The organism is Elusimicrobiota bacterium (assembly GCA_016706425.1).
GTDB lineage: Bacteria > Elusimicrobiota > Elusimicrobia > FEN-1173 > FEN-1173 > JADJJR01.
The window spans coordinates 1,839,823-1,865,246 of sequence record JADJJR010000001.1; the positions used below are offsets into that span (position 1 = coordinate 1,839,823).

Annotated in this window: 23 protein-coding genes and 1 pseudogene; 1 reads left to right on the top strand and 23 read right to left on the bottom strand. The window is 64.1% G+C overall.

Features of this window, described 5'->3' with window-relative positions:
• Positions 1-66 precede the first annotated feature (66 nt).
• The 11 genes and pseudogenes from IPI56_07615 to IPI56_07665 all read right to left on the bottom strand — a co-directional run bounded on the left by IPI56_07615 (position 67) and on the right by IPI56_07665 (position 11,692).
• Complete coding sequence (locus IPI56_07615; GenBank protein ID MBK7545591.1) at positions 67-1,200, bottom strand: hypothetical protein; 1,134 nt, start codon at positions 1,198-1,200, stop codon at positions 67-69.
• Complete coding sequence (locus tag IPI56_07620) at positions 1,197-2,615, bottom strand: CCA tRNA nucleotidyltransferase (GenBank protein MBK7545592.1); 1,419 nt, start codon at positions 2,613-2,615, stop codon at positions 1,197-1,199. Before IPI56_07620 ends, IPI56_07615 begins: the two co-directional genes overlap by 4 nt.
• Positions 2,612-4,332, bottom strand: a pseudogene (locus tag IPI56_07625) (ABC transporter ATP-binding protein). The gene IPI56_07620 and the pseudogene IPI56_07625 overlap by 4 nt, the downstream one beginning before the upstream one ends.
• The gene (locus IPI56_07630; GenBank protein MBK7545593.1) at positions 4,329-5,153 is read right to left on the bottom strand and encodes an ABC transporter permease; all 825 of its coding nucleotides are present in this window, start codon (positions 5,151-5,153) and stop codon (positions 4,329-4,331) included. Before IPI56_07630 ends, IPI56_07625 begins: the two are co-directional and overlap by 4 nt.
• On the bottom strand, positions 5,150-6,136 hold the full coding sequence (locus tag IPI56_07635; GenBank protein ID MBK7545594.1) for an ABC transporter permease: 987 nt from the start codon (positions 6,134-6,136) through the stop codon (positions 5,150-5,152). The genes IPI56_07630 and IPI56_07635 overlap by 4 nt, the downstream gene beginning before the upstream one ends.
• On the bottom strand, positions 6,133-7,752 hold the full coding sequence (locus IPI56_07640) for a peptide-binding protein (GenBank protein ID MBK7545595.1): 1,620 nt from the start codon (positions 7,750-7,752) through the stop codon (positions 6,133-6,135). Before IPI56_07640 ends, IPI56_07635 begins: the two co-directional genes overlap by 4 nt.
• Entirely contained in the window at positions 7,752-9,023 is a 1,272-nt protein-coding gene (locus IPI56_07645; GenBank protein MBK7545596.1) for an insulinase family protein, read from the bottom strand. Before IPI56_07645 ends, IPI56_07640 begins: the two co-directional genes overlap by 1 nt.
• Before the next feature lie 28 nt (positions 9,024-9,051).
• Positions 9,052-10,350: an insulinase family protein gene (locus IPI56_07650; protein MBK7545597.1), complete on the bottom strand. Its 1,299-nt coding sequence runs from the start codon at positions 10,348-10,350 to the stop codon at positions 9,052-9,054.
• 4 nt (positions 10,351-10,354) lie between these two features.
• Positions 10,355-10,588 (bottom strand): Lrp/AsnC ligand binding domain-containing protein, encoded by a 234-nt coding sequence (locus IPI56_07655; GenBank protein MBK7545598.1) that lies wholly within the window; start codon positions 10,586-10,588, stop codon positions 10,355-10,357.
• A 29-nt stretch (positions 10,589-10,617) separates the two neighbouring features.
• On the bottom strand, positions 10,618-10,965 hold the full coding sequence (locus IPI56_07660; GenBank protein MBK7545599.1) for a hypothetical protein: 348 nt from the start codon (positions 10,963-10,965) through the stop codon (positions 10,618-10,620).
• 31 nt (positions 10,966-10,996) lie between these two features.
• Positions 10,997-11,692: an endonuclease V gene (locus tag IPI56_07665; protein ID MBK7545600.1), complete on the bottom strand. Its 696-nt coding sequence runs from the start codon at positions 11,690-11,692 to the stop codon at positions 10,997-10,999.
• A gap of 83 nt (positions 11,693-11,775) precedes the next feature.
• Between IPI56_07665 and IPI56_07670 the strand changes: the two genes are divergently transcribed.
• Positions 11,776-13,320 carry a hypothetical protein gene (locus tag IPI56_07670; GenBank protein ID MBK7545601.1) on the top strand — a complete coding sequence of 515 codons (1,545 nt, stop codon included), beginning with the start codon at positions 11,776-11,778 and terminating at the stop codon, positions 13,318-13,320.
• Between the two features lie 245 nt (positions 13,321-13,565).
• Here the strand turns inward: IPI56_07670 and IPI56_07675 are convergent, their stop codons facing one another.
• The 12 genes from IPI56_07675 to IPI56_07730 all read right to left on the bottom strand — a co-directional run bounded on the left by IPI56_07675 (position 13,566) and on the right by IPI56_07730 (position 25,424).
• The gene (locus tag IPI56_07675) at positions 13,566-14,183 is read right to left on the bottom strand and encodes a peptidylprolyl isomerase (GenBank protein MBK7545602.1); all 618 of its coding nucleotides are present in this window, start codon (positions 14,181-14,183) and stop codon (positions 13,566-13,568) included.
• A gap of 205 nt (positions 14,184-14,388) precedes the next feature.
• Complete coding sequence (gene bioA / locus IPI56_07680) at positions 14,389-15,810, bottom strand: adenosylmethionine--8-amino-7-oxononanoate transaminase (GenBank protein MBK7545603.1); 1,422 nt, start codon at positions 15,808-15,810, stop codon at positions 14,389-14,391.
• Positions 15,807-16,487 carry a dethiobiotin synthase gene (gene bioD, locus IPI56_07685; GenBank protein ID MBK7545604.1) on the bottom strand — a complete coding sequence of 227 codons (681 nt, stop codon included), beginning with the start codon at positions 16,485-16,487 and terminating at the stop codon, positions 15,807-15,809. The genes bioA and bioD overlap by 4 nt, the downstream gene beginning before the upstream one ends.
• On the bottom strand, positions 16,484-17,629 hold the full coding sequence (gene bioF, locus IPI56_07690) for an 8-amino-7-oxononanoate synthase (protein ID MBK7545605.1): 1,146 nt from the start codon (positions 17,627-17,629) through the stop codon (positions 16,484-16,486). Before bioF ends, bioD begins: the two co-directional genes overlap by 4 nt.
• The gene (locus IPI56_07695) at positions 17,626-18,720 is read right to left on the bottom strand and encodes a beta-ketoacyl-[acyl-carrier-protein] synthase family protein (GenBank protein MBK7545606.1); all 1,095 of its coding nucleotides are present in this window, start codon (positions 18,718-18,720) and stop codon (positions 17,626-17,628) included. Before IPI56_07695 ends, bioF begins: the two co-directional genes overlap by 4 nt.
• Positions 18,720-19,433 (bottom strand): 3-oxoacyl-ACP reductase FabG, encoded by a 714-nt coding sequence (locus IPI56_07700; protein MBK7545607.1) that lies wholly within the window; start codon positions 19,431-19,433, stop codon positions 18,720-18,722. The genes IPI56_07695 and IPI56_07700 overlap by 1 nt, the downstream gene beginning before the upstream one ends.
• A 7-nt stretch (positions 19,434-19,440) precedes the next feature.
• The gene (gene bioB / locus IPI56_07705) at positions 19,441-20,496 is read right to left on the bottom strand and encodes a biotin synthase BioB (protein ID MBK7545608.1); all 1,056 of its coding nucleotides are present in this window, start codon (positions 20,494-20,496) and stop codon (positions 19,441-19,443) included.
• 89 nt (positions 20,497-20,585) lie between these two features.
• Complete coding sequence (locus tag IPI56_07710; GenBank protein ID MBK7545609.1) at positions 20,586-21,089, bottom strand: PilZ domain-containing protein; 504 nt, start codon at positions 21,087-21,089, stop codon at positions 20,586-20,588.
• Positions 21,090-21,245: 156 nt separating this feature from the next.
• Complete coding sequence (locus IPI56_07715) at positions 21,246-22,925, bottom strand: arginine--tRNA ligase (protein ID MBK7545610.1); 1,680 nt, start codon at positions 22,923-22,925, stop codon at positions 21,246-21,248.
• On the bottom strand, positions 22,922-23,344 hold the full coding sequence (gene rsfS / locus IPI56_07720; protein MBK7545611.1) for a ribosome silencing factor: 423 nt from the start codon (positions 23,342-23,344) through the stop codon (positions 22,922-22,924). Before rsfS ends, IPI56_07715 begins: the two co-directional genes overlap by 4 nt.
• On the bottom strand, positions 23,341-24,306 hold the full coding sequence (locus tag IPI56_07725) for a cyclic nucleotide-binding domain-containing protein (protein ID MBK7545612.1): 966 nt from the start codon (positions 24,304-24,306) through the stop codon (positions 23,341-23,343). Before IPI56_07725 ends, rsfS begins: the two co-directional genes overlap by 4 nt.
• Positions 24,303-25,424, bottom strand: coding sequence for a type IV pilus twitching motility protein PilT (locus IPI56_07730; protein MBK7545613.1), 1,122 nt, complete (start codon positions 25,422-25,424; stop codon positions 24,303-24,305). The genes IPI56_07725 and IPI56_07730 overlap by 4 nt, the downstream gene beginning before the upstream one ends.

The following is a 25,424-nucleotide window of genomic DNA, read 5'->3' on the forward strand; positions in this document are numbered from 1 at the left end:
TCCGGGAATCCCCGTCAATGAGTTAGACCGACCGATTTATTCATTGGCTGATTTCCCCGCGCAAGTCTATAGCGATTGCCACACCCCCCGCCCCCCCGCCGTGGGGCGGGGACGTTTGCGAATCAAGGGCCGGACGGGTTCCGAAACTCGGTCCCAGGCGGATTTGGGCCGTCCCAACGCATCAAGCAAACCGGTGGTGGTCAGGTCCAAGGAGAATCCCATCGCCCCGGGCGGAATGTCCTGGAGGAGGACCCAGGCCACCCAGGCCGGACGGGCGGGGGCCATTAGCGCGGGCAACCGATGAATGAATTGACGCTGCTCCGGGCGAGTGCCCGAGCCTTGGGTGGGCCAACCGATTTCCGAAAAAACCGCCCGCTCCCCGGGGTTTAGATATTGGCCCGCTTCCTTGTAATAATCGCTCGGAATGGCCGCCGGCAATTTGTATTTCCCCGACAGGAACCCGCTGGCCGAGGGGTAGGTGGTGAATCCCACGTAATCCAATTTACTGACGGGCGCCGTTCCGCGAAAGACCCCCAATATATTTTCCCAGTTCTGGGCCGGCGTGCCCGGCGGGGCGTTCTGGATGACCTTTTGAAGTTCGTACTGGAAAGACACGAACACGCGGGTTTCCGGGGACACCGCTTTGATCGCGTTGTGGGCCGTTTGGTACAGAGCGCCGAAATGAACGTACTCCAAATCCAACGGATTGACCAACTTCCGCAACAACAGCGTGTTGATTTCAGTGGCCAAATGAAAAGAATCCGGTTTCACGGCGTTGGCGATGTCCACGACGTCGTTAATGAAATGCAGACGAACGCACGGATTGGAAAAGGAGACGGTGGCGGTGGTCAAGCCGCAGTCGGAGGCGACCCAGGCGGGGAGTTCCAAATCCGTTCGCAAACCGGCCAGCGAGGTGGGGCTGAGGCCGAGCATGATGCCCATGCCCCGTTCTCGGGCGGCCCGGGCGCGTTCGATAATCACGGGGCGAAGGGTTTGCGTTTCGGGCCACTGCCAAAGCACGATGTCAAAAGAACCCGCCTCATCGGCCAGGGCCAACGCCGCCGCGGGGCCAGCCCGCCGCCCAGCGTTGGCGTTCACCCCGAAAGCCGCCCCCAAATCGTCCTCATAGCCCGCTTGAAGAGACATCGCTGAAAAAACCAGCACGCCGACCCTTCCCATCATTTTTAAAGTTTTATTCATTTGGCTTGAACCTCCGATTTGGCGAGACGCAGGGCGTCTTGAAGGGTCTTCACTTCCCCGGCGGCCTGGGCTTCCCGAATCAGGGAGAGCAACCGCCCCACCTCGGGGCCGGGGCGCAGCCGCAAGGCGCGCATTAATGTGTGCCCGTCCAACAGGCGGGGCGGCTCCACCTTGTCGCGGCGCCGGAAATACCCGCCCAGCATTTTGTGGATGGTTCTAAAGACCGGGTCTTTTCGGGACAACCGCGCCCGCGGCGACAGGTAGGTGAAATGGTCGGCCAGGGAAACGATGAGAAGGCCGACGGCGGATTCTTCCAGATCCCGATAAAAACGGTAAACCGCCCGGTCGGTCAACACCGGCTGATGGCCCAGGTTGCCGGGGCGCATGTGCGCCCCCACCTGGCGCGACAGCGAACGCCCCTCTTCGGAGGAGAGCCGAAGCCGTTTGGACAACGCCGCCACGATGCGGGCGCCGACGGCGTCGTGCCCGTAAAAATGCCATTCGCCCCCCTCCTTTTTCGCCGTCGCGGGTTTCCCCACATCGTGGAAAAGTTCCACCAACTTGAGATGGGCGAACCGCGGGTGCCCGGCAAAAGGCTCGCCCAGGTGGGCGCGCAAGGGTTTGTGAAAAGCCGGAAACTGCCGCGGCAACTCCTCCCACAATTTTTCTAGCGAGGCCACCGCCGCGATGGAGTGCGCGAGCACCCCTCCCGCCCCGTAGTAATCCCGTCCGGTGCGCCGCATGGGAACGACTTCGGGGAAGAGCACGTCGAGCAACCCCGCCTTGTCCATGGCGGACAACGCGGGGGCGGCGCGCGGGGTCGAAAGGGTCTTTAAAAGCTCCTCGCGAACCCGCTCCGGGGCCGAGCGAATTAAAAGCTTCCGGTGGCGACGCACCAGGGCCAACGCGGCGGGCGTGGCTTTAAAGTCCAACTCCGCGGCGAACCGGAAGAGTCGCAAAAGCCGTAAGGGGTCGGCCGCCACCACCCGGGGGCCCACGAACCGCAACCGACCGGCTTTCAAGTCCCGGCGACCCTCGTGCAAATCCACGATGTGCTTTTCCCACCCCGGCGTCCCCCAGGCCGCCGCGGGCAGGGCCAGGGCGTTGATGGTCAGATCCCGCTGGCCCAAATCGGCGGCCAGGTCCCGTCCTTGAAGGCGGGAAAAATCGAAAACCAACGGACCCACCACCGCCCGGTGGGTGCCCCGCTCCTCGTCGAGCGGAAAAAACGAGCCGCCGTTTTGACGCGCAAAAGTTTCCGCCAGAGACCGGGCGTCGCCGTTCACCGCGAAGTCGGCGTCCGCCAGGGGGCGCCCCAGCAAAGCGTCCCGCAACAGTCCGCCCACTATCCATCGATCGGGCCCGGGAAGGTCGGCCAATCGGCGCAACAAACCGCCCATGGTTTTTTCGGTCATCGCAGAGCCTCCGGGACGCCGGCCAGGAGGGCGCGGGTCGTTTCGCTTTGGGGTCGGGCCAGCACTTCTTCCGTCGTTCCGGACTCGACCGCGCGGCCCCGCTCAAGGACCAGCACGCGATCGGTCATGTGCCGAACCACGGTCCAGTCGTGGCTGATCAGGATCAAGGCCAACTTGTGTTTGTCCCTCAAATCGGCCAGGAGGTTCAATATTTGCGCCTGGACGGAAAGATCAAGGGCGGACACGGGCTCGTCGGCCACCAGGAGACGGGGCCGGGGCGCCAGGGCCCGGGCGATGGCGATGCGCTGTTTTTGTCCCCCCGAAAACGCGTGGGGGTAATGGACCCGGGCGTCGGCGGGCAGGCCCACCTCGGCCAGGGCCTCGGCCACGGTCCGACCGCCGCCGGACACCGCCAAGGCTTCCGCCAGCTGGGTCCCGACGGTCAATCGGGGGTTTAAGGAGGCGGCCGGGTCTTGGAACACCATTTGCACACGCCCGGCCCACTCCCGTCGAGAAAAACCCTCCGCCGGACTCCCCTCCCACAGGACGCGGCCGCCGGTCGGCGCCAAAAACCGCGCAAGAATCCGCGCCAGGGTGCTTTTGCCCGAACCCGATTCGCCGACGACGCCCAGAGCCCCGCCGACGGGCAGGTCGAACGAAACGTCCGTGAGCGCCGAAACGACGCCCCGCCGGGCTTGCAGAAGGCCGCCCCGGACGGGAAACACCTTGGAAAGGGTTTGGCACTCAAGCAAAGGCGTCACGCCGCCCCCCCGTGCAAATGGCAGGCCACGGCCACCGGACGGCCGGTCACGGGCCGCAATACAGGGTCGACGGCGCACCGCGCGAAAGCCTGCGCACAGCGTTCGCGAAAAGCGCATCCCGACGGCAATCGGCGGGGGTCCGGCGGTTGCCCGGGCAACGCCGGCAACCGAGGCTCCACGCGGGACAAGCGAGGCAACGAACGCAGTAGACCTTGGGTGTAGGGATGGGCGGGGTTTGTTAAAACCTCCCGCGTGGGTCCGAGCTCCACGATTTCCCCCGCGTACAGGACAGCCAACCGGTCGGTGCGCTCCACCAAGAGACCCACGTTGTGCGTCACCAATAGAAGGGCCATTTTTAAATCCCGGCGCAGTTCGTCCAACAGATCAAGAATCCCCCGTTGGGCCGTCACGTCGAGGGCCGTGGTGGGCTCGTCGGCGATCAACAGTTTCGGGCGGGCGGCGATGGCCATGGCGAGGCAGACGCGTTGCCTCTGGCCGCCTGACAATTGGTGGGGGTAGGCCCCATAAAGAGCGGCGGGTTCCGACAGGCGAACGCGTTCCAACAGGGCCAGCACACGGCCGCGGTCGCGCCCCCCCGCGTGGAACTCCAAAACCTCCTCGATTTGGTCCCCGACGGTCAGCACCGGATTGAGGGAGGAAAAGGGGTCTTGAAAAACCGTGCCCACGGCGCCACCCCGCAGGGCGCGCAGGTCGCGGGGTGAGGCGGCCATCAAATCCCGGCCGTCAAAGACCAGTCGATCGGCGGACAGGCGGGCGTTGTCGGGCAACAAACGGAGCGGAGCCACCGCCAGGGTGGATTTCCCCGAGCCCGATTCCCCCGCCAAGCCGAGGGACTCCCCCGCCGACAATGAAAATGTGACCCCGCGCAGCGCGGGCAGGGGAACGCCGTCCCGGAAATAGGTGACGCGCAGGTTCTCGACGACAAGGAGGCTCACGAGCGTTCCCGGGGGTCCAAAGTGTCGCGCAGGCCTTCGCCCAGCATGTTTAAAGACAGCACCGTGACGAGGATCGCCGCGCCGGGGAACAGGGACAGCCACCAGGCCACATGAAGGTAGTCTTTGCCGTTCGCCAACACGTTGCCCCAGGAGGCCGTGGGCGGCTGAACGCCGAGCCCCAGGAAGGAAAGCGCCGACTCGGTCAAGATCGCCCCGCCGACGCCGAGCGTGGCCGACACCAGGACGGGCGCGACCAAGTGGGGCAAAAGGTGGACAAACAGGATCCGGGGCGCGGACAGGCCCAGCCCCCGCGCGGCCCAGATGAAATCCCTCTCACGAAGGCCTAAGGTCTCGCCGCGCACCAAACGGGCCAGGCCCGGCCAGGAGGTGAAACCAATGACGGCCATGACGTTGGTGAGGCTCGGCTCCAAAAAGGCGATGACCATGAGGATCAGAAATATCGTCGGAAAACAAAGGACGATGTCCACCGCGCGCATCAACACCCCGTCGACCCAACCGCCGAAATACCCCGCGGCAAGGCCCACCAAGGTGCCCAACACCACCGAAATCAAAACGGCCACCAGGCCCACCCGCAGGGAAACCCGCCCGCCGTGCAGCAGGCGCGACCCGACGTCGCGGCCCAGGTCGTCGGTTCCCAGCCAATGGGACCGGGAAGGCGGCCGCAAACGCTCCGTGAGGCGCTGCCCGTCGGGCTTTAAGGACGTGAGCGCCGGGGCCGCCACCGACGCCAGGGCGATCAAGGTCAAGAGCGTTCCCCCCGCCCAGGCCAGGCGGTTTTTGAAAAACCGTCGGCCGGTCACGGGCGCTTTCCGGCCAACCGCACGCGGGGGTCCACGATCGCGTAGGCCACATCGGCCAAAAAATTGCCCGCCAAGGTCAAAAACGCGGCGATGGTGCCGACCCCCATCACCACGGGGAAATCCCGCGCCATGATGGCGTCGAACCCCAACCGCCCCATGCCGGGGAAGGCGAACAGAGTTTCAAAAATGAAACCACCCCCGATTAAGTCGGGAAGGGACAAACCCAGGATCGTCACCACCGGGAGGAGCGCGTTGCGCAAGGCGTGGCGACCGATGACCCGGGATTCCGGCAAACCCTTGGCCCGGGCGGCGCGGATGTAGTCTTGGCGCACCACGTCCAAAAGTCCGTTGCGCACGAACCGGGAGAGGCCGGCCAAGCCCGAGAAAGCGGAGATAAAGACGGGGAGGATCAAATGCCGCGCCGTGTCGATGAGACGCGCGACCCCGGACATCTCGTCGGCGTTTAAAGCGTGCAGGCCCGACACGGGCAACCAACCGAGCCGGACCCCGAACAAGAGCATCAGCATCAAGGCCAGCCAAAAGGCGGGCGTGGAAAATCCGACGAACACCAGGACGGAGACGGCCCGGTCCCACAAACTGTTTTGTTTGACCGCCGCCAGAACGCCCAGAGGCACGGCGATCAAGAAAACCAACCCCAGGGACAGGACGTTCAACAACAGGGTGTTGGGCAACCGCTCGCCGATTTTTTCAAGGACAGGCCGATCGTCTTTAAAAGACCGGCCGAAATCGAGCCGGGCGAGGCGCCCGAGCCACCGGCCGTATTGCAAGTGCCAGGGCTTGTCCAGGTCGTAGGCCGCCGCGAATTTTTTCCGCTGCTCCACCGCCGACACCCGGGCGCTCAGGTCCCCCGCGCCGGCCGTGAGACCGCCGGGGGCGAGGCGCATAACCAGGAAAGTCATGAGGGTGATGCCCACCAGGACCACCGAGGTCAACGCCAAACGGCGAAGGAGAAAAGCGGTCATTGCTCCGCCAACCGATAACGCTGGAGGATCTTGGGGACGTACCATTCCCGAAAATTCCAACCCAACCCCGCCGGAGCCACTTCGACGTTCCGAAACCGTTTGTGGACGGTGGGCAGGCTGTCGGGGTAGTAAAGAAAAACGTAGGGCAGGTCCTCGGCCAGCAAGCGATGTATTTTACGATAGACGCGTTCCCGGGCGGCGCGGTCGAAGGTGCGGCGGCCTTCCTCCCAGAGTCGATCGACGATGGGATTTTCGTAACCGACAAAGTTGTAACGTCCCTCCCCCTGTTGGCTGGAATGCCAAATCAGGTATTGATCGGGGTCCCGTCCGAGATTCCAACCCAGAATGATCGCGTCAAAATTTCCTTTATCGACGAAATCGTGAATAAAGGACGACCACTCCAACACGCGAACCTCCACCTTGACGCCCAGGCGCGCCAGATGGGACTGGAGAATGACCGCCGTCTGCTCGCGCAATTTGTTGCCTTGGTTGGTGATCACGGTGAATGAGAAAGGGCGGCCGTCCTTGTCCAAAACACCGTCCCCGTCCGTGTCGGTCCAACCCGCCTCGGCCAAAAGCGTCCGGGCCGCCGCGGGATCGTGGGGAATCTCCGGCACTGTTGGATCGAAGGCCCAGGAGGAAGGAGGGAAGGGCCCCGTCGCGGACCGCCCGTAACCCAAGAGGACACCGTCGATGATCTCGCGTTTGTCCAGGGCCATGGCCAAGGCGCGGCGGACCCGCTTGTCCCGGAACAAAAGCCCCTTGAGGTTAAAGCCCAGGAAGGTGTAACTGAAGGAGGGGTAACGAAACTTTTGGTGGTTTTGGAAGTAAGCGTCGTAGGCGTTGTATTGGTCGGGCCGAAGGCCCATGGTGTCGATGGATTGGTTCCGCAATTCAAGGAACTGGACCGAGCTGTCCGGAATCACTCGGACGATCACCCGGTCCAGATGGGGACGGCCCTCGAAGTAATCCGGATTGGCCCGGAGAACGGCTTTTTCATCCGTTTTCAATTCGACGAATCGGAAAGGCCCGGTGCCGATGGGTTTCCGGTTGGCGGGGTGCGCGTTGAAATCCCTCCCCGCGAACACGTGCCGGGGAACAATCCCGATGCCCCAGGATTCCAGGGCGGGGGCGAAGGGTTCTTTGTAGGTGACCCGGACGGTCAACGGGTCCACGGCCTCCACAGACCGGACCAGGGCGAAATCCGCACCGAAGGGGGTGAGCACCTTGGGGTCCGCCAACCGCTCGTGGGTGAACACCACGTCGGCGGCGGTGAAGGGCGCGCCGTCGTGCCAGCGCACGTTCGGACGAAGCTTGAAAACGATTTCCAAACCGCCGCGACGGACGGTCCAGGAAGCCGCCAAATCGCCCACCAATTTCAAATCACGGTCGTACTTCACCAAGCCGTTGAAAACGTGGCCGTTGACGGTGTTGGAGGCCGAATCGGTCGCCAAAAGGGGGTTCAGGCGGGTCGGATCGCCGAGCGAGGCCTCGACGAAGGTGTCGCCGTTCACGGGCGGGCCATCGCCCGTCAGGGCCGGTTCGGGGAGGGGGTCGCGCGAACAGGACGACAACAGCGCGAACGAGAAAAGGAGGAAGAGAAGCCGAGGGGGCATCAACGAGCGGGGGGCCGGGACTCCACCCGCACGGTGATGGACGGACCCGAAAGGATTTCCCGGGCCAGCGCGTGGATTTCCTCGGCGCTCACGCCGGCCACATCCCGGGGATACACCAAATCGTATTCGTGGCCAAGGCCCAGCAATTCCCACCAGCCCAGGTACCAGGCCAAACGGGCGTTGGTTTGGTGGTCCATCAAATAATGGCCGCGGATGTAGCTTTGGGCGTCCGCCAAATCCTGGGCGGAGGGCGGTTGATCGACGAACGATTGAAGAACGCGGCGAACCTTTTCCTCCGCCAACGAAAGATTTTTGGGGTCCATCCCCGCGTAGACCACGAAAGATCCCCCCCAGCGACGCGACGGATAAAACGACGAGACCTCGTAAGCCAGGGTGCCCTCCTCGCGAACCTCGCGAAAGAGCGGCGAACTCATGCCGCCGCCGAGCAGGGCGTTGAGAAGTTTCATCACCGGGTAGCGTCGATCGCCCACCGCGGGGGCGGGGTGACCGATCATCAAATAGGATTGCTCGAATTCCGGTGTTTCCACCGCGATTTTGGATTGGGCCAGCGGGGCAACAGGACGCCCCGCCCGGGCCCCGCCGCCCCCGGAAGGCCACCGCTCAACCAATTGGGACACCCGTCGCGTCAACACGGCCGAGGGCACAGGGCCGGCCGTCACCAAGACCGCGCCTTCGGGGCGGAAGCGTTCGCGATGCCAGGACACCAGATCTTCGCGTGTGAAGGCGCGGACGGTGTTTTCCTCCCCCTCCTCGGCCCGGGCGTAGGGGTGGTCGCCGTAGAGTTCGCGGCGCAACCGCTCGTCCGCGACCACGAAAATTTGCTCGTGCCGGGTGCGAAGGGCGTTGAGCAAGGCCTCGCGCTCTTTTTCCACCTCGGAGGGAGGAAAAGACGGGTTGAGGAGTATATCCTCAAAAAGGTCGAAAGCGCTTTTCCAATTATCGAGCGTCACCTGCCCGCCCACGGAAAGGCAATCCGGCTGGGCGTCGACGCCGAAGGACGCCCCCAGGCCCTCCATCGCCTGGGCCAATTGGAGGGCGTTGCGGACCGTCGTGCCCTTGAGCATCACGGCTGTGGTGAGAGCGGTGACCCCCACTTTTTCCGCGGGCTCGTTCAGCAGGCCCCCCGGGATGAAGAGTTGGACCGCCACGATGCGATTGTGCTTCACCGGGCGGTGGATCCATTTGAGACCGTTGGGGAAATCGCGGACCATGACCGCCCCGGCCGTGGAGGCGACGAAAACGACAGCCACAGCTAACGCCTTCCGGTTCCGCATGACATCAGCGGCCCGCTTCCGCGGGGAGGACGGCCACCCCGGCGAGGGGACGGCCGAGGGTGTAGGCACCGAGCACCCGGCGCAGATCGTCGGGGGTCGCGGCGTCGAGGCGCTTGATGTACTCCCGAACCATGATCGGGCGGCCCAGGGCCGTGAAGAACCCCCACTGGGAAGCTTGGCCGTGGTAGGTCTCCTGGCCGAATTGCCAGGCGCTGCGCAATTGGGCTTTGGCGCGCGCCACTTCCTCGGCGCTGAACCCGTTGTATTGGGCTTCGTGCAGCAAGAAATAAATGTCGTTGGCGAGGGAACGCGCCTTTTCCGGCGGGCACTCGGCGAAAATCCCGAAGGCCCCGGACCCCGCGTGGGTGATGAAACTGGCGCTCACCGACCACACCGACCGCTTTTCCTCCCGCAGGGCCTGGTAAAGACGCGAACTCTGGCCCCCGCCCAGCACCGTGGCCAAGAGGTCCATGGCGACCTGGTCCAAATCGTTCAGGGTGGGACCGACAAACCCCACCGCCACATGCGCTTGCTTGGCGGGCCGACGGATAAAGCGCACCTCGGTGTTTTCGGCCGGGGGTTCGATCAAGGGGGGCGGGGGCGGCGGGGCGGTGCGCGGCAACGTCCCGTACAGAGCGCGGATTTTCTTTTCCACGGCGGCGCGGCGGACATCGCCCGCCACGACGACGACCATGTTTTTCGCCACGTAATAAAGTCGGTGTTGGTCGACCATGCGGTCGCGCGTCATGGCGGTGATGCTTTCGACCGACCCGATCACCCGCTGTCGATAGGGAGTGTGGGTATACAAGGCTTCCAAAAACCCATCCCACAGGTCGGATTGCGGGTCGTCGTTGCGCCGCTTGATCTCCTCCAGGATGACCTTCCGCTCTTTTTCGAATTCCTCCGGAGGGAAGGCCGGGCGCAGGACGGATTCCGATAGAATGTCAAAGGCCGTTTCCCATTTGTCGGAGGGCATGTCGATGTAATAGTGGGTGGTTTCCCCCCCGGTGGCCGCGTTGATCGACCCGCCGTTGGATTCCACGATTTTCGAGATTTCATTGGCGGATACTTTGTCGGTGCCCTTGAAGATCATGTGCTCCAGGAAATGGGACACGCCGGAGGTGGGGCCGGCCTCGTTCACACCGCCGCAACGGACCCAAATTTGCAGGGACACCACGGGGGCGGCGTGGTCTTCAATCACAACGTACCGAAGACCGTTGGGCAACACGTTGACGTTGGCCGCGGCGGCGGCAAGGGGGAGGGACATGAGCAGGGCCGTGTTCAGGAAGCGCGGGGGGCGCACGGCGTCAAATGGCGGTGGTGACGAGGGTCTCGGTCGAGGCCACGCCGGGAATGGCGCGGATTTTTTCGACCACGACGTGGGTCATGGAAGGCAGGTCCTCCGCTTCGATGTCGACCACCAAATCCCAACGGCCATAAACCGCCGAGGTGTGGGCCACGCCTTTGGTATCTTTGATTTGCTTCAATGTTTGTTTTTCCCGTCCCGCGTTGAGCCGCACCAAAACCAAACCCGTCACCATGGTCGTCCTCCCGATGTGAAGAAGAAAATTTATTTTTTCGGCGCGTTCGCCCGGGCCCGCGCGCGGGCGCCAAGGAAAGCGTCCAGGATGCCGAACGCCCAGACGGTGATCATCGCCCACCACGTCGCTTCGATGGATCGGCCTTTTTCGACCATGACCCGAGTACCCAACGCCTGGACTTCGAGGTAACTCATCGTTGAACCGTCCCGCGGAATGTGCGGGAGAACCGCAAAAACCACCAACACACAGAGCGCCACCGAAAGGGCGAGGAAAAGAACCATCAGCGCGACGCCTTTAATTTTTTCACGGTTGAACATTTGGCCGGCGCCGGGCAACACCAGCGCGGACAAAAGAACGGGGATCAAAAGGTTTTTCATGGGGCCGCCTTTCGGTTTTGAAGCGGTTTTATTATAGAACTTTGCGCCGCCGGAGGAACCCTGGGCGCGATTTGTTTTTCGCGGCGACGGACCGGGCCAACGCCAGAGCGCGCGGCCAGGGGGCCCGCGGCGCCAAGGGAAGCGACAAGACGACCTCCAGCGCGCCCAACAGATCCATGCGGTGTCCCGGCGCGATAAAGAGCGGCGGTCGATGGGCCCGCGCCCGGACCGCCAACGCCGCGGGAACTCCCCCGTCTTTTACAAAAACGTGGGCCCCGTCCAATCCCGGCGGGGGTTCGTCCCATTCGCCCGCGCAGGCCGAGGAGACCCCCACGCTGGGGACGCCCCAACGCACCCCCAGGTGGTCGGCCAATCCGAACCCTCCGGGACGGATCGTGTCCTCATCAACGAGGAGAATGTCGGGGGGGTCCGAAAGCGCGCTCAAAGCGGGCTCCACGGTTTGAGCGGCCAGGAACGTCGGTGCGGTGGGCAAATACACGGCCGCCCGGGTTGCTTTCGCGCGGATCCTGCGTCGGCACCGACCGGAAGGCCAGTCGCAGACCACCACCCCCGCCGTCCGGTCCTTCACCGACACAACGGCGACGCGACGCGTCCCGCTCCAAGCCCGCCGCGCCGGACGGGGATCGCGTTGGCCCGCCAGATCCGAACGCCACCGATCGGCCGCGTCTTGGGACAAATTCCAGGGGTGGTCAACACGGGGTTTCACCGTCCCATTCTTTCTCATTTCACGAATCGGTTCAACCCTTGCGCTGGGCCGCCGCGCGCCCTAAGATATAAGGAGGAGACACGATGACAAACGAAGGCTGGGTGCGCGCCCACGACAAATACCAAATCGAGATCAAGCTGGGGTACGACCTGCGGCCGCACCACCGGCGCGACAATTACCGGGTGGACACGTATTTCTTCCTCCCGGAGAATTTGGACGTCAACGAATCCACCTACACCAAAGACCGCTTCTACCGGGACCTCATCCTCTACATCCGATTTCGCACCCCGGAGTTCACCCTTACCACACTGACCGATCCGGGATCGGAGCGGTCGCCCCTGAGCCGTGTGGTCCGAGGCCTGGAAAACGGCCTCGCCGCCCCCACCCCAAAAATCATCGCGGGGTTGGACTACGAAATGCGCCTGTTGGGCTGCGTTGTAAAAAACACCCTCCGGGCCCAAACGCGCGCCATCGCCAAACTGCTTCCGCCGATCGCCGCGCCGCAAATGGTGGCGCAGGCGTCGGCCCTATTGGACGAATACCTGGTGGAATCCCAACGACTCATCCAACGCTACCGGGAGTTGCGCGCGCGCGTGGCCGACCCGGGCCTGCCGGCGGGTCTCTCGGCGGTCTACCATTACACCGACGAATACATCAGCCTGCTCATCGAAGACCGCTCCCAAGACCTTCTCTCGCTTCTCCAACAGCGGGGCGATCCCCGCCACGCGGGGCACATCCAGTCGCTCATCGATTTGATCGGCGCCGAGATCAACCACCGCAAACTCGTGCAACTCCCCTCCCTGGTGGAGGCGAGCGGGGACAACGAAACGTTCGTCTTTCGTTTGAGCGTCCTCAAAAAGTACATGGCCAGCGCCTTGCGGCTTTCGGTCGAAACCCGCGATGAACGGGGCGGCTTGGAGCACATGGTCCTGGCCCTCGGGGCCGGGGTGGCCATGCTGTTCGCCACCACCATCGCCTTTTATTACCAGCGGGTGTTCGGAACCCTCTCCCTCGGCTTTTTGTGGATCTTGGTGGTCAGCTACATGTTCAAGGACCGACTCAAAGCGCTCACCCAATCCTGGTTGCACGGCTGGCTTTCGAAAAGACTTTACGATCAAACCACCCGATTGCGGGACCCCATCGATCAAAAGACCATCGGCACCTGCCGCGAGGCCGTGAGTTTCGCGAGGGAAAAAAGCGTCGACCCCATCGTTCTCAAACTCCGCGACCGGGACCACATCACCGAAATCGAAAACACGTGGCGCGCGGAGAAGGTGATCCACTACACCCGGGACATCGCCCTTTATTCGGAGCGGTTTTTAAAAACGCACTCCCGGAAAGGCGGCATCACCGACATCGTGCGGTTCAATTTGCGAAATTTTTTGGTCAAAATGGACGAGCCCGAGGTGACCCTCCGACGGCTTTCCAAGGGAAAGGTGGACCAGGTGCGGGGCACCCGGGTGTATCACGTCAACATCGTGCTTCGCTTCGCCTCGCCGGAGGAGACCCGCTACGAGCGCATCCGGCTCGTCCTCAACCGGGACGGCATCAAACGGGTGGAAACGGTGTCCAGCGAACGCACCGATGGCCGCGCCCCGGGCTATTCGTCCCCCCTCATCCTTCCGTAACCGCGCGCCCCCAAGGCGATCACGGCTCAACAAAGGGCCAACGCGCGGGACCGTCGCGTAAAAACCGCAAAACAGAGCGTTCCACAGGGCCCTTCGCGACCTCCGCGCCAACGGGATTAAAAAAAAGCCACAGTCGTCGGCGAAACCACAGTGAGACCCGACAAGGGAGGGCCCCAGGAACAAAGCCGGCCCCACAGAGAGGAAAACGAGGTCGAAAAATTATTTCGGCACGGTCCTCAAAAAAACTATTTTTTCCCGGCCACCCGCTCAATCAAAACTTTTTTCATAACCACGGGTGTCAAAGGTCGGTCGTTGGCGTTCCGCTTGACCTTGGAGATCGCGTCCGCCACGGACTGGCCTTCAACCACTTGGCCGAAAATCACGTAATGGCCGTAACGGGGCAGGTCCGGCGTGGGGGCGACGGTGATGAAGAACTGAGACCCGTTCGTGTTCGGTCCGGAGTTGGCCATGGCCAGGACGCCGGGTTTCTCAAAATTGACGCCCGTCGGACGTTCGTCGTCGAATTTGTAGCCCGGCCCGCCGTAGCCCGTGCCCAGGGGGTCCCCGCCTTGGATCATGAAATCCGGGATCACCCGATGAAAAATCAGTCCGTCGAAGTAGCGTCGTTTCGCGGCGGCGCCGGTCTGGGGGTCGGTGAATTCCTTGGTCCCCTCGGCCAAACCCACAAAATTGGCCACGGTGTTGGGGGATTTTTCGGGATGAAGACGGCAGACAATCCGTCCCAAATCGGTTTCAAAAACGGCGTAGACCCCGGGGGTGTTTTTCCAGGCGTCGGCGGCGCCGGCGGCGGCCGCGATCGCGGCGGCGGTCAATGCCACGGCGGTTTTTTGACTCAGATTCATGGGGTCCTCTTTCTCATTCATATTTTTTCCTTCCCGAAGTATATCAAAATCATTTTTTCCTCAAGGGTTCGTTAAGAAATAAGTGGCCGATTTGGCCAAGGGGATTTTGGTCCAGGACAAGGCGCGAAGAGCGAGCCGACTGGACGGTCAGTGAGCGATGAGCAACGCAGTCCTGGGCCAAAAGCCCCCGGCCGAATTGAGCCAGTTATTTTTTAACGAACCCTAAGCCCGCGATCCCGGCGCCCAACGCGCCCAACACCCGGTTCAAATCGCGCATCGAGACGCCCAGGGGCGGCAGGACGACCAAGACATCGCCCAGGGGGCGCGTCCACACCCCGCGCGCCAGCGCCGCCCGGCCGACCCGGGCGCCGGCGCGGAAAGAAACGGGAAAAGACCGGTTCGTCTTTTTGTCGGACACCAACTCAACGCCCGCCATAAAACCCATTTGCCGCACGTGACCGACCCGGGGATCGGCCGCGAGGCCCCGAAGGAATTCCGTCAAACGACGCCGCTTGGGGCGCAATTTTCCCAAGGTGTCTTCCCTTCGGTACACCCGCAGGTTTTCCAGGGCGACCGCGCAGGCCAGGGGGTTGGCCGTGTAGCTGTGCCCGTGAAAAAACGTCTTAAACTCTTCGTAACGACCCAGAAACGCCCGATACACTTTTTCCCCCGTGAGCGTCGCGGCCAGGGGCAAATAGCCCCCCGTCAACGCCTTGGCCACGCAGAGGAAATCGGGGCGCACCCCTTCGTGCTCCACGGCGAACATCCGCCCGGTGCGACCGAAGCCGGTGGCGACTTCGTCGGCGATCAAAGGAACACCGTTCTTTTTCAGTATCCGCGCGAGTCCCGCGAGGTACCCCGCGGGCATGACGCGCATGCCCGCCGCTCCTTGGACAAGCGGTTCGACGATGGCGGCCGCCAGACGGCGCGAATTCTTTTGAACGATTTTTTCGGCGGCGCCGAGGCACTCCCATCGGCAGCCGGTTTCCGCGCGCCGCGCCCCGGGCCGCCCGGGCGCGGGAACGGGCTCATCCCCCGTGCGCAATTCGGGGGCGGGCGGGGCGTTGCGCGACGGACAGCGGAAACAATGGGGCGCCGGGACGAAATGGGATTTAAACAGGAGGGGCCCGAACTTTTTTTGAAAAGCCGCGATCCCCCCCACGGAAACGGCGCCCAGCGTGTCGCCGTGGTACGACCCTTCGAGGGCCAAAAATTCCGTCCGACGGTGTTCGCCCCGATGGATCCAATATTGGAAAGCCATCTTGAGCGCCACCTCCACCGCCGTGGCCCCGTTGTCGGAATAAAACACCCTGTGGAGACCCGGGGGCGCCAGATCGATGAGCGCTTTGCCCAGTTCAGCCGCCGGAGCGTGGGTCAGCCCGAGGAAAGTCGTGTGGGCCACCCGGCCCAGCTGCCGTTTCAAAGCCCGGTCCAAGGCGGGGTGGCGGTGGCCGTGAGCGGTGACCCACAAGGAGGAAACACCGTCAAGAAAAGAGCGGCCCCGCTCATCCCAAAAGCGCGCGCCCCGTGCACGGGACACCACCAACGGGTCCCCTTTCTCCCATTCGGCCTGTTGTGTGAACGGGTGCCAAAGATATTGCTTGTCCAGCCGGGCGGCGCGGCTCATGCGTCGAAGTCCTCGCGGAAGGCGCTTTGAAGGAGGGCCTTGGCCCGTCGTTCCCCCGCGCGACCGATCGCCACGGGCACCGTCGTGACGGGCAACCCCGCAATTCGTCGCAAGAGGACCAGGTTGGTTTTTTCCACCCGGGTCTTTCCGTTAAAACCGCTGAGGATCACCCGCCGAACGTCCAAACGACGCCGCCGGAGGGCCTCCAGGGTCAACAGCGTGTGGTTGATCGTTCCGAGCGCGGGACGCGCCACCACCCACACCGGCCATTGGAGACGGTCCATCGCGTCGGTCACGAAATACGGTCCGCCCAGGGGAGCCAAAAGCCCCCCCAAGCCTTCCGCGACCAGGACGTCGTTTTCCTTTCGCAGTCCCCGCAAAACCGATTTCATCGACGCGAAGGCGCGCCGAACCCGCGCGGCCCCGCGGGGCCCGACCCCCAGCACCGCCGCGGGGGTCAAGGGCGGCGCGATATGAAGGACGGTGACGTCTTTAACGCTTTGGCGGCCTCCGGCCGCCCGCGCCAGCGCCACGGCGTCGTCCGGCGGGCCCGCGGCGAAGGGCTTGAGAACGCCGACGCGCCGTCCGCCCTCCCGGAGCGCCGCGGCGAGAAGGCGGGCCACCACGGTTTTTCCCACCCCGGTGTCGGTGCCGGTGATGAAAACCGCGGGAATCACGCGCCCGCCCGAACGGCCGCCAGCGCGGCGTCGATGTCGGCCTCGGTGTGGGCCGCCGTCAAGGAAAAGCGGATGCGCGCCGTGCCCTTCGGCACCGTCGGGGGGCGAACCGCCGGGGCGAACACGCCGCGCTCCCAGAGCCGCTGGGACAAGGCCACGGCGGCCGCGTCGGTGCCGAGCACCCAGGGAACGATCGGGCCTTCCCCCGAAAGACCCAAACCCGTCCTCAACCGCCGCGCCAAGGCGAACAGGCGCTCCCGGCGGTCCGGCTCCGCCCGGGCGATCCGGACGGCCTCAAGGGCGGCCGCGGTCGCCGCCGGGGCGAGGGCCGTGGAATAAATAAACGCCCGCGCGCGGTTGACGGCCCAATCGATCAGTTCGGACGCGCCGCACACGAAACCGCCCTGGGAGGCGAAGGCCTTCGACAGGGTTCCCATGGCGACGTCCACCCGGTCCGACAAACCCAAGGCGTTGACCCATCCCGCCCCCGACGGCCCCCACACCCCCGTGCCGTGGGCTTCGTCGACATAGGTGCGCGCGCCCCGGCGCTCCGCCACCGCGACGATTTCCGCCAGGGGGGCGCGGTCGCCGTCCATGGAAAAAACGCTTTCCGTCACCACCCAGGGCCGCCCTGGACCCGATAACCGGGCCAGCACGCGGTCCAAATCCTCGGGATCGTTGTGTTGGAACACCCGCAACCGCGCGCGAGACAGCCGGGCCCCGTCGACCAGGGAGGCGTGCGCCAGGCGGTCCAAGACCACCGTGTCCTCGGGGCCCGCCAGGGCGGGGATCATCCCCGTGTTGGCGTGATAACCCGAGGGGAACACCAGGGCCGCCGGACGGCGTTTTAAATCGGCAATTTCGCGTTCCAGCTCCCGGTGCAATTCGAGCGTCCCGCCCATCAAGCGGGACGCCGTCGCGCCGGCGCCCCACCGGCGCGCGGCCCGGGCGGCGGCGCGTCGCACGCGCGGGTCTTCGGCCAAACCCAAATAATTGTTGGAAGCGAAATTCACCCGGGGGGCGCCGTCGATGAGCACCCGGGCCCCCGGCGCGCCGGCGAGGGTTTTGGGCGAGCGCCGCCGATGGAGCGCGGTCAGCGCGTCGAGCTCGACCCGCAGGTCCCGGGAGAGGGGAGCGGTCACGCTGTCCCCAACACAACGGCCGACAGGGCGCCGCCGAAACCGTAGGAAACCGAGGCCGCGCGTCGGAGGTTCGCCGGGCGGGCGCGGTTCGGCACAAAATCCATATCGGGGACCACGGGATGCTCCAGATGGAGGGTGGGCGGCAGAACGCCGTCCCGCAGAGCCAGCAGGGTGAAGGAGATCTCGACCGCCCCCGTGGCCCCCAGCAGGTGCCCGGTGGCCCCTTTGGTCGATGACACGGGGGTTGTTCCCCGGGGGAACAAACGTCGCAAAGCCTGGGATTCCAGCGCGTCGTTCAAGAGGGTGGCCGTGCCGTGGGCGTTGACGTAGTCCAAGTCGTCGGCGGTCAGGCCCGCGCGGGTCAGGGCCCGGCGGAGGCAGGCCGTCATCCGTTCGCCGTTCCCATTGAAGCGCGTCGCGTGGTGCGCGTCGGAAGAAAAATCGCCGCCCAAGACCTCGGCCCAGATCCGGGCCCCGCGCGCCGCGGCGCTGTCCACCGACTCCAACACAAACACCGCCGCGCCCTCCCCCATCATAAACCCATCGCGGTCGCGGTCAAAGGGACGGACGCGCCCGGCCTTGGACAGAACGCCCATTTGGGCAAACCCGGCCCTGTACAAAGGGTGCAGGGCGCTTTCGGCCGCTCCCGCCAAGACGACATCGGCACGCCCCTCCGCGATCCAACCCGCCGCGGCCAACAACGATTGGGCCCCGGTGGCGCAGGCGGCCGCCAAGTTCATCACGGGCCCCTCGACCCCCAACGCGCGGGCCACCGCCGTGGGCACCTCGTCGGGAGCGCGCCAGGGACCGCCGGGCGCGGTGGGGGGCAGGGGTTTGCTGGAACTGACCAAACACCCCAAACGCTCTCCCCCGATGCCCGCGGCGTCTTTCAGACCCGCGTTCCTCCAGGCTTCCCCGGCGGCCGCCAAAGCGAGGGTCACCGCCCGGGGCCCCCCGTCGTCGATCAAAGGCGCGCGCCCTCCCTCCGGATCCGTCGCGGAAGAACCGTCGATCAGAGCCCGCCACCCCGATTCCCGATCGGGCCCCAAAGGGGACACCAACCCCACCCCGGTGACGACGACGCGCCGCATCACATTCCCCGCGAATCGATGTTGAAAATTTGTCCCGACACGGTGGGGCTTTCGGCCAGAGCCACCACCAGACGGCCCAGATCGGCCGGGTCGGTGGTCCGCCCCAGAGGGTGCTCGGCGACGACCTTGGCCCTTTGCTCCGGCGGTATCTGTTCGGACATTTCGGTGAGATGAAAACCGGGCAGAACGGCGTTCACGCGGATGTTGAAGCGCCCCAGTTCACGCGCGGCGGATTTTGTGAGGGCCATCACGCCGGCCTTCGCGGCGGCGTAATTGGCGCAGCCGACGCCGCCGCGCGCGCCCAAAATCGAAGCGATGTTGATGACGAAACCGTTTTTTTCGCGGCTCATGTGCCGCGCCGCCGCTTGCAGACACCAGAACACGCCGGAGAGGTTGACGTCCAGGACCTCCCGCCACTCCGCGGGCGACATGCGGAGAAGGGACCGGTCGCGGGTGACCCCGGCGTTGTTGACCAAGCCGTCCAAACGCCCCCAGCGGGCGCGGGCGTCGTCGATCATCGATTGCGCCTCGCCCGGGTCGGCGACGTCGGCTTGAAAGACGTCCGAGCGAACGCCCATCCGCGCCAATTCGTCCTGGACTTTTTCGGCCTGCGACCGGCGGGTCCGGCAGTGGACCCCCACCGTGTGACCGGCGCGCCCGAACGCGAGGGCGAGCAACCGCCCGATCCCCCGATCGGCGCCGGTGACGAGCACGTTCATGTTATTGCCGCGAAGCGCGGGTCACGAACTCCACGTTTTCGGACAAGGCCGGCCGGGGGCCGGGCGCGTCCCCGACCACCTCGAACCCCATGTCCCGCACCATCGCCCGGTCCGCGTCCACGGTCTGGCCCTTGGTGGTCAAGTAGTCGCCGACAAAAATCGAATTGGCAACGTAGAGCCCCAAGGCCTGCAGGGAGCGCAGGTGCAGTTCCCGCCCGCCGGCGATGCGCACTTCCATGGAGGGATTGAGGAACCGGATCAAACAGAGGATTTTCAGGCACCGATTGGGCGTCAGGTCGTTGCGGCCCTGCTGGGCCGTGCCCGGCACGGGAATCAGGAAGTTGATGGGGATGGAATCCACCCCGGTCTCGCGCAATCGAAACGCCACATCGAGGATGTCCTCCGCCGTTTCCCCCATGCCGAAAATGGCTCCCGAGCAGGGCGACAGGGCCGCCGCCTTGGCGCGCTCCACCGTGTCCACGCGGTCTTGGTAAGTGTGGGTGTGGCAGATTTTTTCGTAATGGGATTCGCTGGTGTTGAGGTTGTGGTTGTAGGCGTCGACGCCCGAGCTCTTGAGCCGCTCGGCTTGTCCGTCCTTCAACAAACCGAGGGAGGCGCAGACCTCGAGCCCCGGGTGCTTGGATTTCACGCGCCGCACGGCCTCGTCGACGGCCGCCATGTCCTTCTCCGAGGGGCCCCGCATGGAGGCCACCAGACACAACCGCGCCGCCCCCGAAGCGACGGCCCGGTCCGCCATGTCCACCACTTCGTCGGCGGAAAGAAACCGGTATTTTTCGATGGGCGCTTTGGAGATTTTGGATTGGCTGCAATAGGAGCAATCTTCCGGGCACAGACCGGATTGCAGGTTGACCAGAAAATTCATTTTGACCCGGCGGCCGAAACGAGCGCGCCGCACGCGGTGGGCGGCCGCCACCAAGTCCAAAAGGTCTTCGTCGGGCCAGTCAAGAACGGCCCGCGCGTCCGCCCGGGTCAGGGGGGCGCCGGCGAGGCTTTGGTCCGCCCAAAGGCGGGGGTCCTGCGTGGTGGAAAAAGGCATATATCCTCCGTTGATTGTCGACGGAGATTGAACAAAAAGCGAGATATAATGTCAACCGTTTCCGCGATCAAAACGGTTGACATTGTTTTTTATTCCAGGAGGTTTTTGAGGGCGATGGGGCTCATGTATTCCGTGTGGGACGACGCCTTCCGGTACACCACCACAAACTCGAGCCCGGTGAGGTGATGGTGGGGCGTTTCGGTGGGCTGAGACCAGACCACCTTGGCCACGGCGGATATTTTCTTTTTGTTTTCCAAATGAATGGACAGCGCCAACAGGGTGCCGGGGGCCAACTTTTCGGCCAGGATCAGACCGGCCCCCGTCACGCTGATGTTGTCCGTCCGCGTGGGCAAATCGGGGTGCAAACCCGCCGAGGCGAGATTCGGCTCCTCGGTCAAGATCCTGTAAAGGATGGGAACTTTGAGGTCGATGCGCGGGTAGCGGCGGCTTTCGGCGTCGGGCGCCGGATCGTAGTCACGCGCGGGGACCGCCGCGGGGGACGGAACCGGCGCCGGTTCCTCCACCCGCCGAATGCCTTCCGGCGTCCAATGGAATTCGTTGTTGTCGGGTTTCTTTGACGGGGTGGCCGCCATCGCGCGTCCTCGATTGTGAACCGCGCGCGAAGTCCCTCGGCGGCTGGACTCCCGATCGCGCGGTTCGACGTTAACCTCGCCTAAACATACCCCCGCGCGGGGCCCTTTTCAATGATTTTATCTTTGAATCCGGAGGGAATATGTCGTGATTGGCGACTACATTTCCTCGGGCGCGTCGACGCCGAGGAGGCCCAAACCGTTTTTGATGACCACGCGCACGCCGTCCACCAAAGCGAGGCGGAAGCGCTGTTGAGCGGGCGAGGAACCGAGAACGCGGCAGGATTCGTAAAAACGGTGATACCCCCCCGCCAATTTCAGAAGATACTCGGTGATGTGGTGGGGCGTGAAATCTTTGACGCACTGGGCGATGACGTCGGGGAACGCCGCCAGACGGACCAGGAGATCCCGCTCGGCGGGTTCCAGCGCCTCGGGCGCCGGCACCGGACCGTCCGACGCGTCCGTGCCGCCGCGTTTTGCCGCCTCCCGAAACAGGGAGCAGCATCGCGCGTGGACGTACTTCACGTAAAAAACGGGGTTGTCGGAGGCTTGTTTCTTGGCCAAATCCAGGTCGAACTCCAAATGGCTGTTGGGGCCGCGCAGGGCGAAAAAGAACCGGGAAGCGTCTTTCCCCACTTCCTGGACCACCTCGGAAAGGGTGACGAACTCCCCCGTGCGCGTGGACATGGCGACGGGTTTTCCGCCCCGAAGGAGTGTGACCAGCTGGTACAAAAGGATGTGCAGGCGGTCGGGATCGTGGCCCAGGGCGCGCGCGCCCGCCTTGACCCGCGCCACGTACCCGTGGTGGTCGGTTCCCCAAATGTCGATCAAGCGGTGGAACCCCCGCCGGTATTTCTCGTCGTGGTAGGCGATGTCCGAGGCAAAGTAGGTGGGGCGCTCGTCCCGGCGTTTTAAAACCCGGTCCTTGTCGTCGCCGTACTTGGTCGAAAGGAACCAGACCGCGCCGTCCTCGTCCTTGATGTCCCCGCGCTCGCGCAGGGTCCGGAAAACCGCTTCCACCCGGTCCTCTTCGTAGAGGCGCGATTCCGGGTACCAGTTTTGGTGATGAACCCCGAAAGATTCCAGATCCCGTCGAATGCCGCCCAAAATGAAGGCCAGGGCTTCGTCCCGGAAAAAGGGGATTCCCTTTCCTCGCTCCGCGCCCTTCGGATAACGGCGCATCACGTCACGGGCCACATCAATCAAATAGGCGCCCTTGTACAGGTCCTCCGGCTTCTTGGCCCGGTAAGCCTCTTTCTCCTCGTTCAACGGATAGGACGGGTCCAAACTCTCGATGCGCCACAGGACGGACGCGCCGAGGTTCTCCATCTGGTTGCCGATGTTGTTGATGTAGTACTCGGTGGTGACGTCGTAGCCGGCGTGACGGAACAGGCGGGCCAGGGAATCCCCCAGGGCGGCCCCCCGCCCGTGACCGACGTGCAGGGGTCCGTTGGGGTTGGCCGAGACGAATTCGATCAACACTTTTTCCCCGACCGCCCCCGGCCGCCGGCCGTAATTGTCCCGTTGATCGCGCAATCGGTTCAATTCGGCCGCCAGCCCCTCGGCGCTCAACGTGATGTTCAAAAAGCCGGGTCCGGCGATTTCCGCTTTGGCGATGGGCCCGCCCCGGGGCAACCGGTCCAGAATTTCCTGGGCCACTTGGCGCGGGGCCTTGCGGACGGACTTGGCCACGCTCAACGGGTAGTTGGACGCCCAATCCCCCGGCACGTTGGCCGGCGCGGGGTCGACGGCCACGTCCACCGCCGTGACGGCGGGGGACTGCTCGGCCGCCCAGGCCCGGACGGCCGTGGCCAGCAACTCGCGAACGGCGTTTTTCATTTGGAACGGCGCCCGCGGCGCGCGGGCGTCTTGCGCGTCCGCGGGGAAACGCGGGGGGCTTTTGCGGGCGCGGATTCAAGGGACCGGGCGTGCTCCCACAATCGCTCCAACCCGTAAAACACGCGGGCGGTCTCGGTCATCAAATGGACCACAAGGCCGCCGTAATCCAAAACTTGCCACTGACGGGACCCCCGCCCGTCCCGCCGAAGAGGGTCGAGGCCGTGGTCCGTTTTCACCCGCCGGTCAATTTCCTCTTCCACGGCGTTCATCTGGGGAGCGCTGTCCACGGTGGCCAGCAGAAAATAATCGGCCACCCCGGAAGACCCCCCGGTGTCGTAGACGCGTATGTTCCGGGCTTTTTTGTCATCGGCGGCGGCGGACGCCGTCTTGGCGACGGCGCGAAACGGAGAGGTTGTCATCGGTAATCCTGTCGGGCTCGGTTGAGTTTCTCCTGGGAGCGTTTTTCCAGTCGAAGGAAAGCGCTGTCAAAAGACGGGGCCACCAGATTGGCCATCCCCGCCAACATGCGGCGGTGGGCGGGGGTGAAATAGTGGGGCATGACCTCATGCGACAAAACGAAAAAACCGATGGGGCGGCGGTCCCCGGGCACGGGCACGGCGAGCAGAGAACGCAAGGACGGCCAGGCCGCCTGGGCCGTGGCGAACCGTTCGTCCGCCGGCCAATCGGTCGAAAGAGCGCACTCTTTTTTTTCCGTCAACCAAGCGAAAAGCGGGTCTTTTTCGGAGCGCGCCCCACGGTGGGCCTCGGTCCACAGCCCCTTGCCGGCGATCATCTCGTATTCCCCGGAAAAATCGTTCCACAGCCAAAACCCGGCGGTCACGGGGTCGTCGAAAGCCAAAATCACGGTGTCGAGGAGCTCCGCCCCCAAGCGGTGGGAATCCGGGTCCTGCACCAAAACGCGTCCGACGTTGAAAAAGAGCGTCATTTCCCGCGTGGTTTCCCGCAGGCGCGCGCTGAGCGCCTCGACGAAAGGCAGCAGAAGGCGCAGGGGAACCCGCGAGTCCGCGGACAGCCACGCCCGCACGTCCTCCACCGGGAGGACGAGCAAAACCGTCGGTTCCAGGGCGACGGCCGAGGCCGAGCGGGGTTCACGCTCCAGGAGCGCCATTTCGCCGAAGAAATCGCCGGTTTGCATGACGGCCAGGGTTTTGGAAAGTCCCCGCGCCTTGTCGAGATCCTTTTGAATCGTAATTTTTCCTTCAGCGATGAAATAGACCGCGTCCCCCGGTCCCCCTTCGCCGAACACCAGGCGCCCGGCGGGTATTTTTTCTTCACGCAGGCGCTCCGCCAACCTCTCTCGCAATTCCGGCGCCACACCGGACAGCACCGGGATAACCGCCAACCGTTCGAGGGGGATCATCGCAGATTGATGGGGGGCCCGGAGGGCGTTGTCCCCCCCAAGAGGCCTTCGGTTTGGAGACGGATCTTGAGGTCGCCGGGATTGGGCGAATACGACAACGCTTCCTCCAGGGTGATTTGTTTCTTCGTAAGCAGACCGAGGAGGGCTTGATTGAAGGACTGCATCTTGTAGTATTCCTGAGAATCCTCCATGGCTTTGCCGATGGCGCCGACTTTGTTGTCCTCGATCAGCTTTTGAATCGTTGGACTGTTGATCATGATCTCCTGAAGCGCGATTCGTCCGGTGTTGTCGGCCTTGCGTATCAATCGCTGGGCCATCACCCCCAGCAGGCATTTGGCCAGCTGCATCCGCACTTGGTTCTGCTGTTCGGGCGGAAAAGTGTCAATGATGCGGTCAATGGACTGCTTCGCGTCGTTGGTGTGGAGGGTGCCAAGAACCAAATGCCCCGTTTCCGCCGCGTTCATCGCGGTGGTCATGGTCTCGGCGTCGCGCAACTCCCCGATGAGAAGAACGTCCGGGTCCTGCCGAAGAGCGCGGCGAAGGCCCTGGGCAAAATCGTGGGTGTCGGTCCCGACCTCCCGCTGGTTGATGACGGCCAGCTTGTCCTCGAACACGTATTCGATCGGGTCCTCCAGGGTCACCACGTGGACGCGCTGGGTTTTGTTGATGTGGTCGATCAAGGCGGCCAAGGTCGTGGTTTTCCCAGAACCCGTCGGCCCGGTCACAAGGAAGAAGCCCTGCCGACGGCCAATGATGTCCTTCAACACCGGCGAGAGGCCGAGCCCTTCCAGGGTCGGGACGGCCGCGGGAATAAGACGGAACACAGCCCCCACGGCGCCTTTTTGGAAAAACGCGTTGCCACGGAAACGGGCGATCCCGCGCAGGTAAAAAGAAAAATCCAATTCGCGGTCCCGCTCCAGCGTGCCGCGCTGGGCGCTGTTGATGAGCGAATAGACGTAATTGATCACGTCCTGGATTTCAAGGGGCGCTTGCCCTTCCAGGGCGATGATTTCCCCCTGGACGCGCATCATGGGGGGACGGCCGGCTTTGAGGTGCAAGTCGCTCGCGCCACGATCGTGGACCTGCTTCAAAAGATCTTGAATGGATGTGGGAGGCAT

Excerpts from the sequence above, each read along its gene's own strand:
- bioB (MBK7545608.1), bottom strand. The coding sequence starts at position 20,496 with ATGCCTTTTTCCACCACGCAGGACCCCCGCCTTTGGGCGGACCAAAGC.
- IPI56_07615 (MBK7545591.1), bottom strand. The coding sequence starts at position 1,200 with ATGAATAAAACTTTAAAAATGATGGGAAGGGTCGGCGTGCTGGTTTTT.
- IPI56_07695 (MBK7545606.1), bottom strand. The coding sequence starts at position 18,720 with ATGCGGCGCGTCGTCGTCACCGGGGTGGGGTTGGTGTCCCCTTTGGGG.
- IPI56_07710 (MBK7545609.1), bottom strand. The coding sequence starts at position 21,089 with ATGGCGGCCACCCCGTCAAAGAAACCCGACAACAACGAATTCCATTGG.
- IPI56_07640 (MBK7545595.1), bottom strand. The coding sequence starts at position 7,752 with ATGCCCCCTCGGCTTCTCTTCCTCCTTTTCTCGTTCGCGCTGTTGTCG.
- IPI56_07655 (MBK7545598.1), bottom strand. The coding sequence starts at position 10,588 with ATGGTGACGGGTTTGGTTTTGGTGCGGCTCAACGCGGGACGGGAAAAA.
- IPI56_07670 (MBK7545601.1), top strand. The coding sequence starts at position 11,776 with ATGACAAACGAAGGCTGGGTGCGCGCCCACGACAAATACCAAATCGAG.
- IPI56_07660 (MBK7545599.1), bottom strand. The coding sequence starts at position 10,965 with ATGAAAAACCTTTTGATCCCCGTTCTTTTGTCCGCGCTGGTGTTGCCC.
- IPI56_07635 (MBK7545594.1), bottom strand. The coding sequence starts at position 6,136 with ATGACCGCTTTTCTCCTTCGCCGTTTGGCGTTGACCTCGGTGGTCCTG.
- IPI56_07715 (MBK7545610.1), bottom strand. The coding sequence starts at position 22,925 with ATGAAAAACGCCGTTCGCGAGTTGCTGGCCACGGCCGTCCGGGCCTGG.
- IPI56_07730 (MBK7545613.1), bottom strand. The coding sequence starts at position 25,424 with ATGCCTCCCACATCCATTCAAGATCTTTTGAAGCAGGTCCACGATCGT.
- bioA (MBK7545603.1), bottom strand. The coding sequence starts at position 15,810 with ATGAGCCGCGCCGCCCGGCTGGACAAGCAATATCTTTGGCACCCGTTC.
- IPI56_07675 (MBK7545602.1), bottom strand. The coding sequence starts at position 14,183 with ATGAATCTGAGTCAAAAAACCGCCGTGGCATTGACCGCCGCCGCGATC.
- IPI56_07725 (MBK7545612.1), bottom strand. The coding sequence starts at position 24,306 with ATGATCCCCCTCGAACGGTTGGCGGTTATCCCGGTGCTGTCCGGTGTG.
- rsfS (MBK7545611.1), bottom strand. The coding sequence starts at position 23,344 with ATGACAACCTCTCCGTTTCGCGCCGTCGCCAAGACGGCGTCCGCCGCC.
- IPI56_07620 (MBK7545592.1), bottom strand. The coding sequence starts at position 2,615 with ATGACCGAAAAAACCATGGGCGGTTTGTTGCGCCGATTGGCCGACCTT.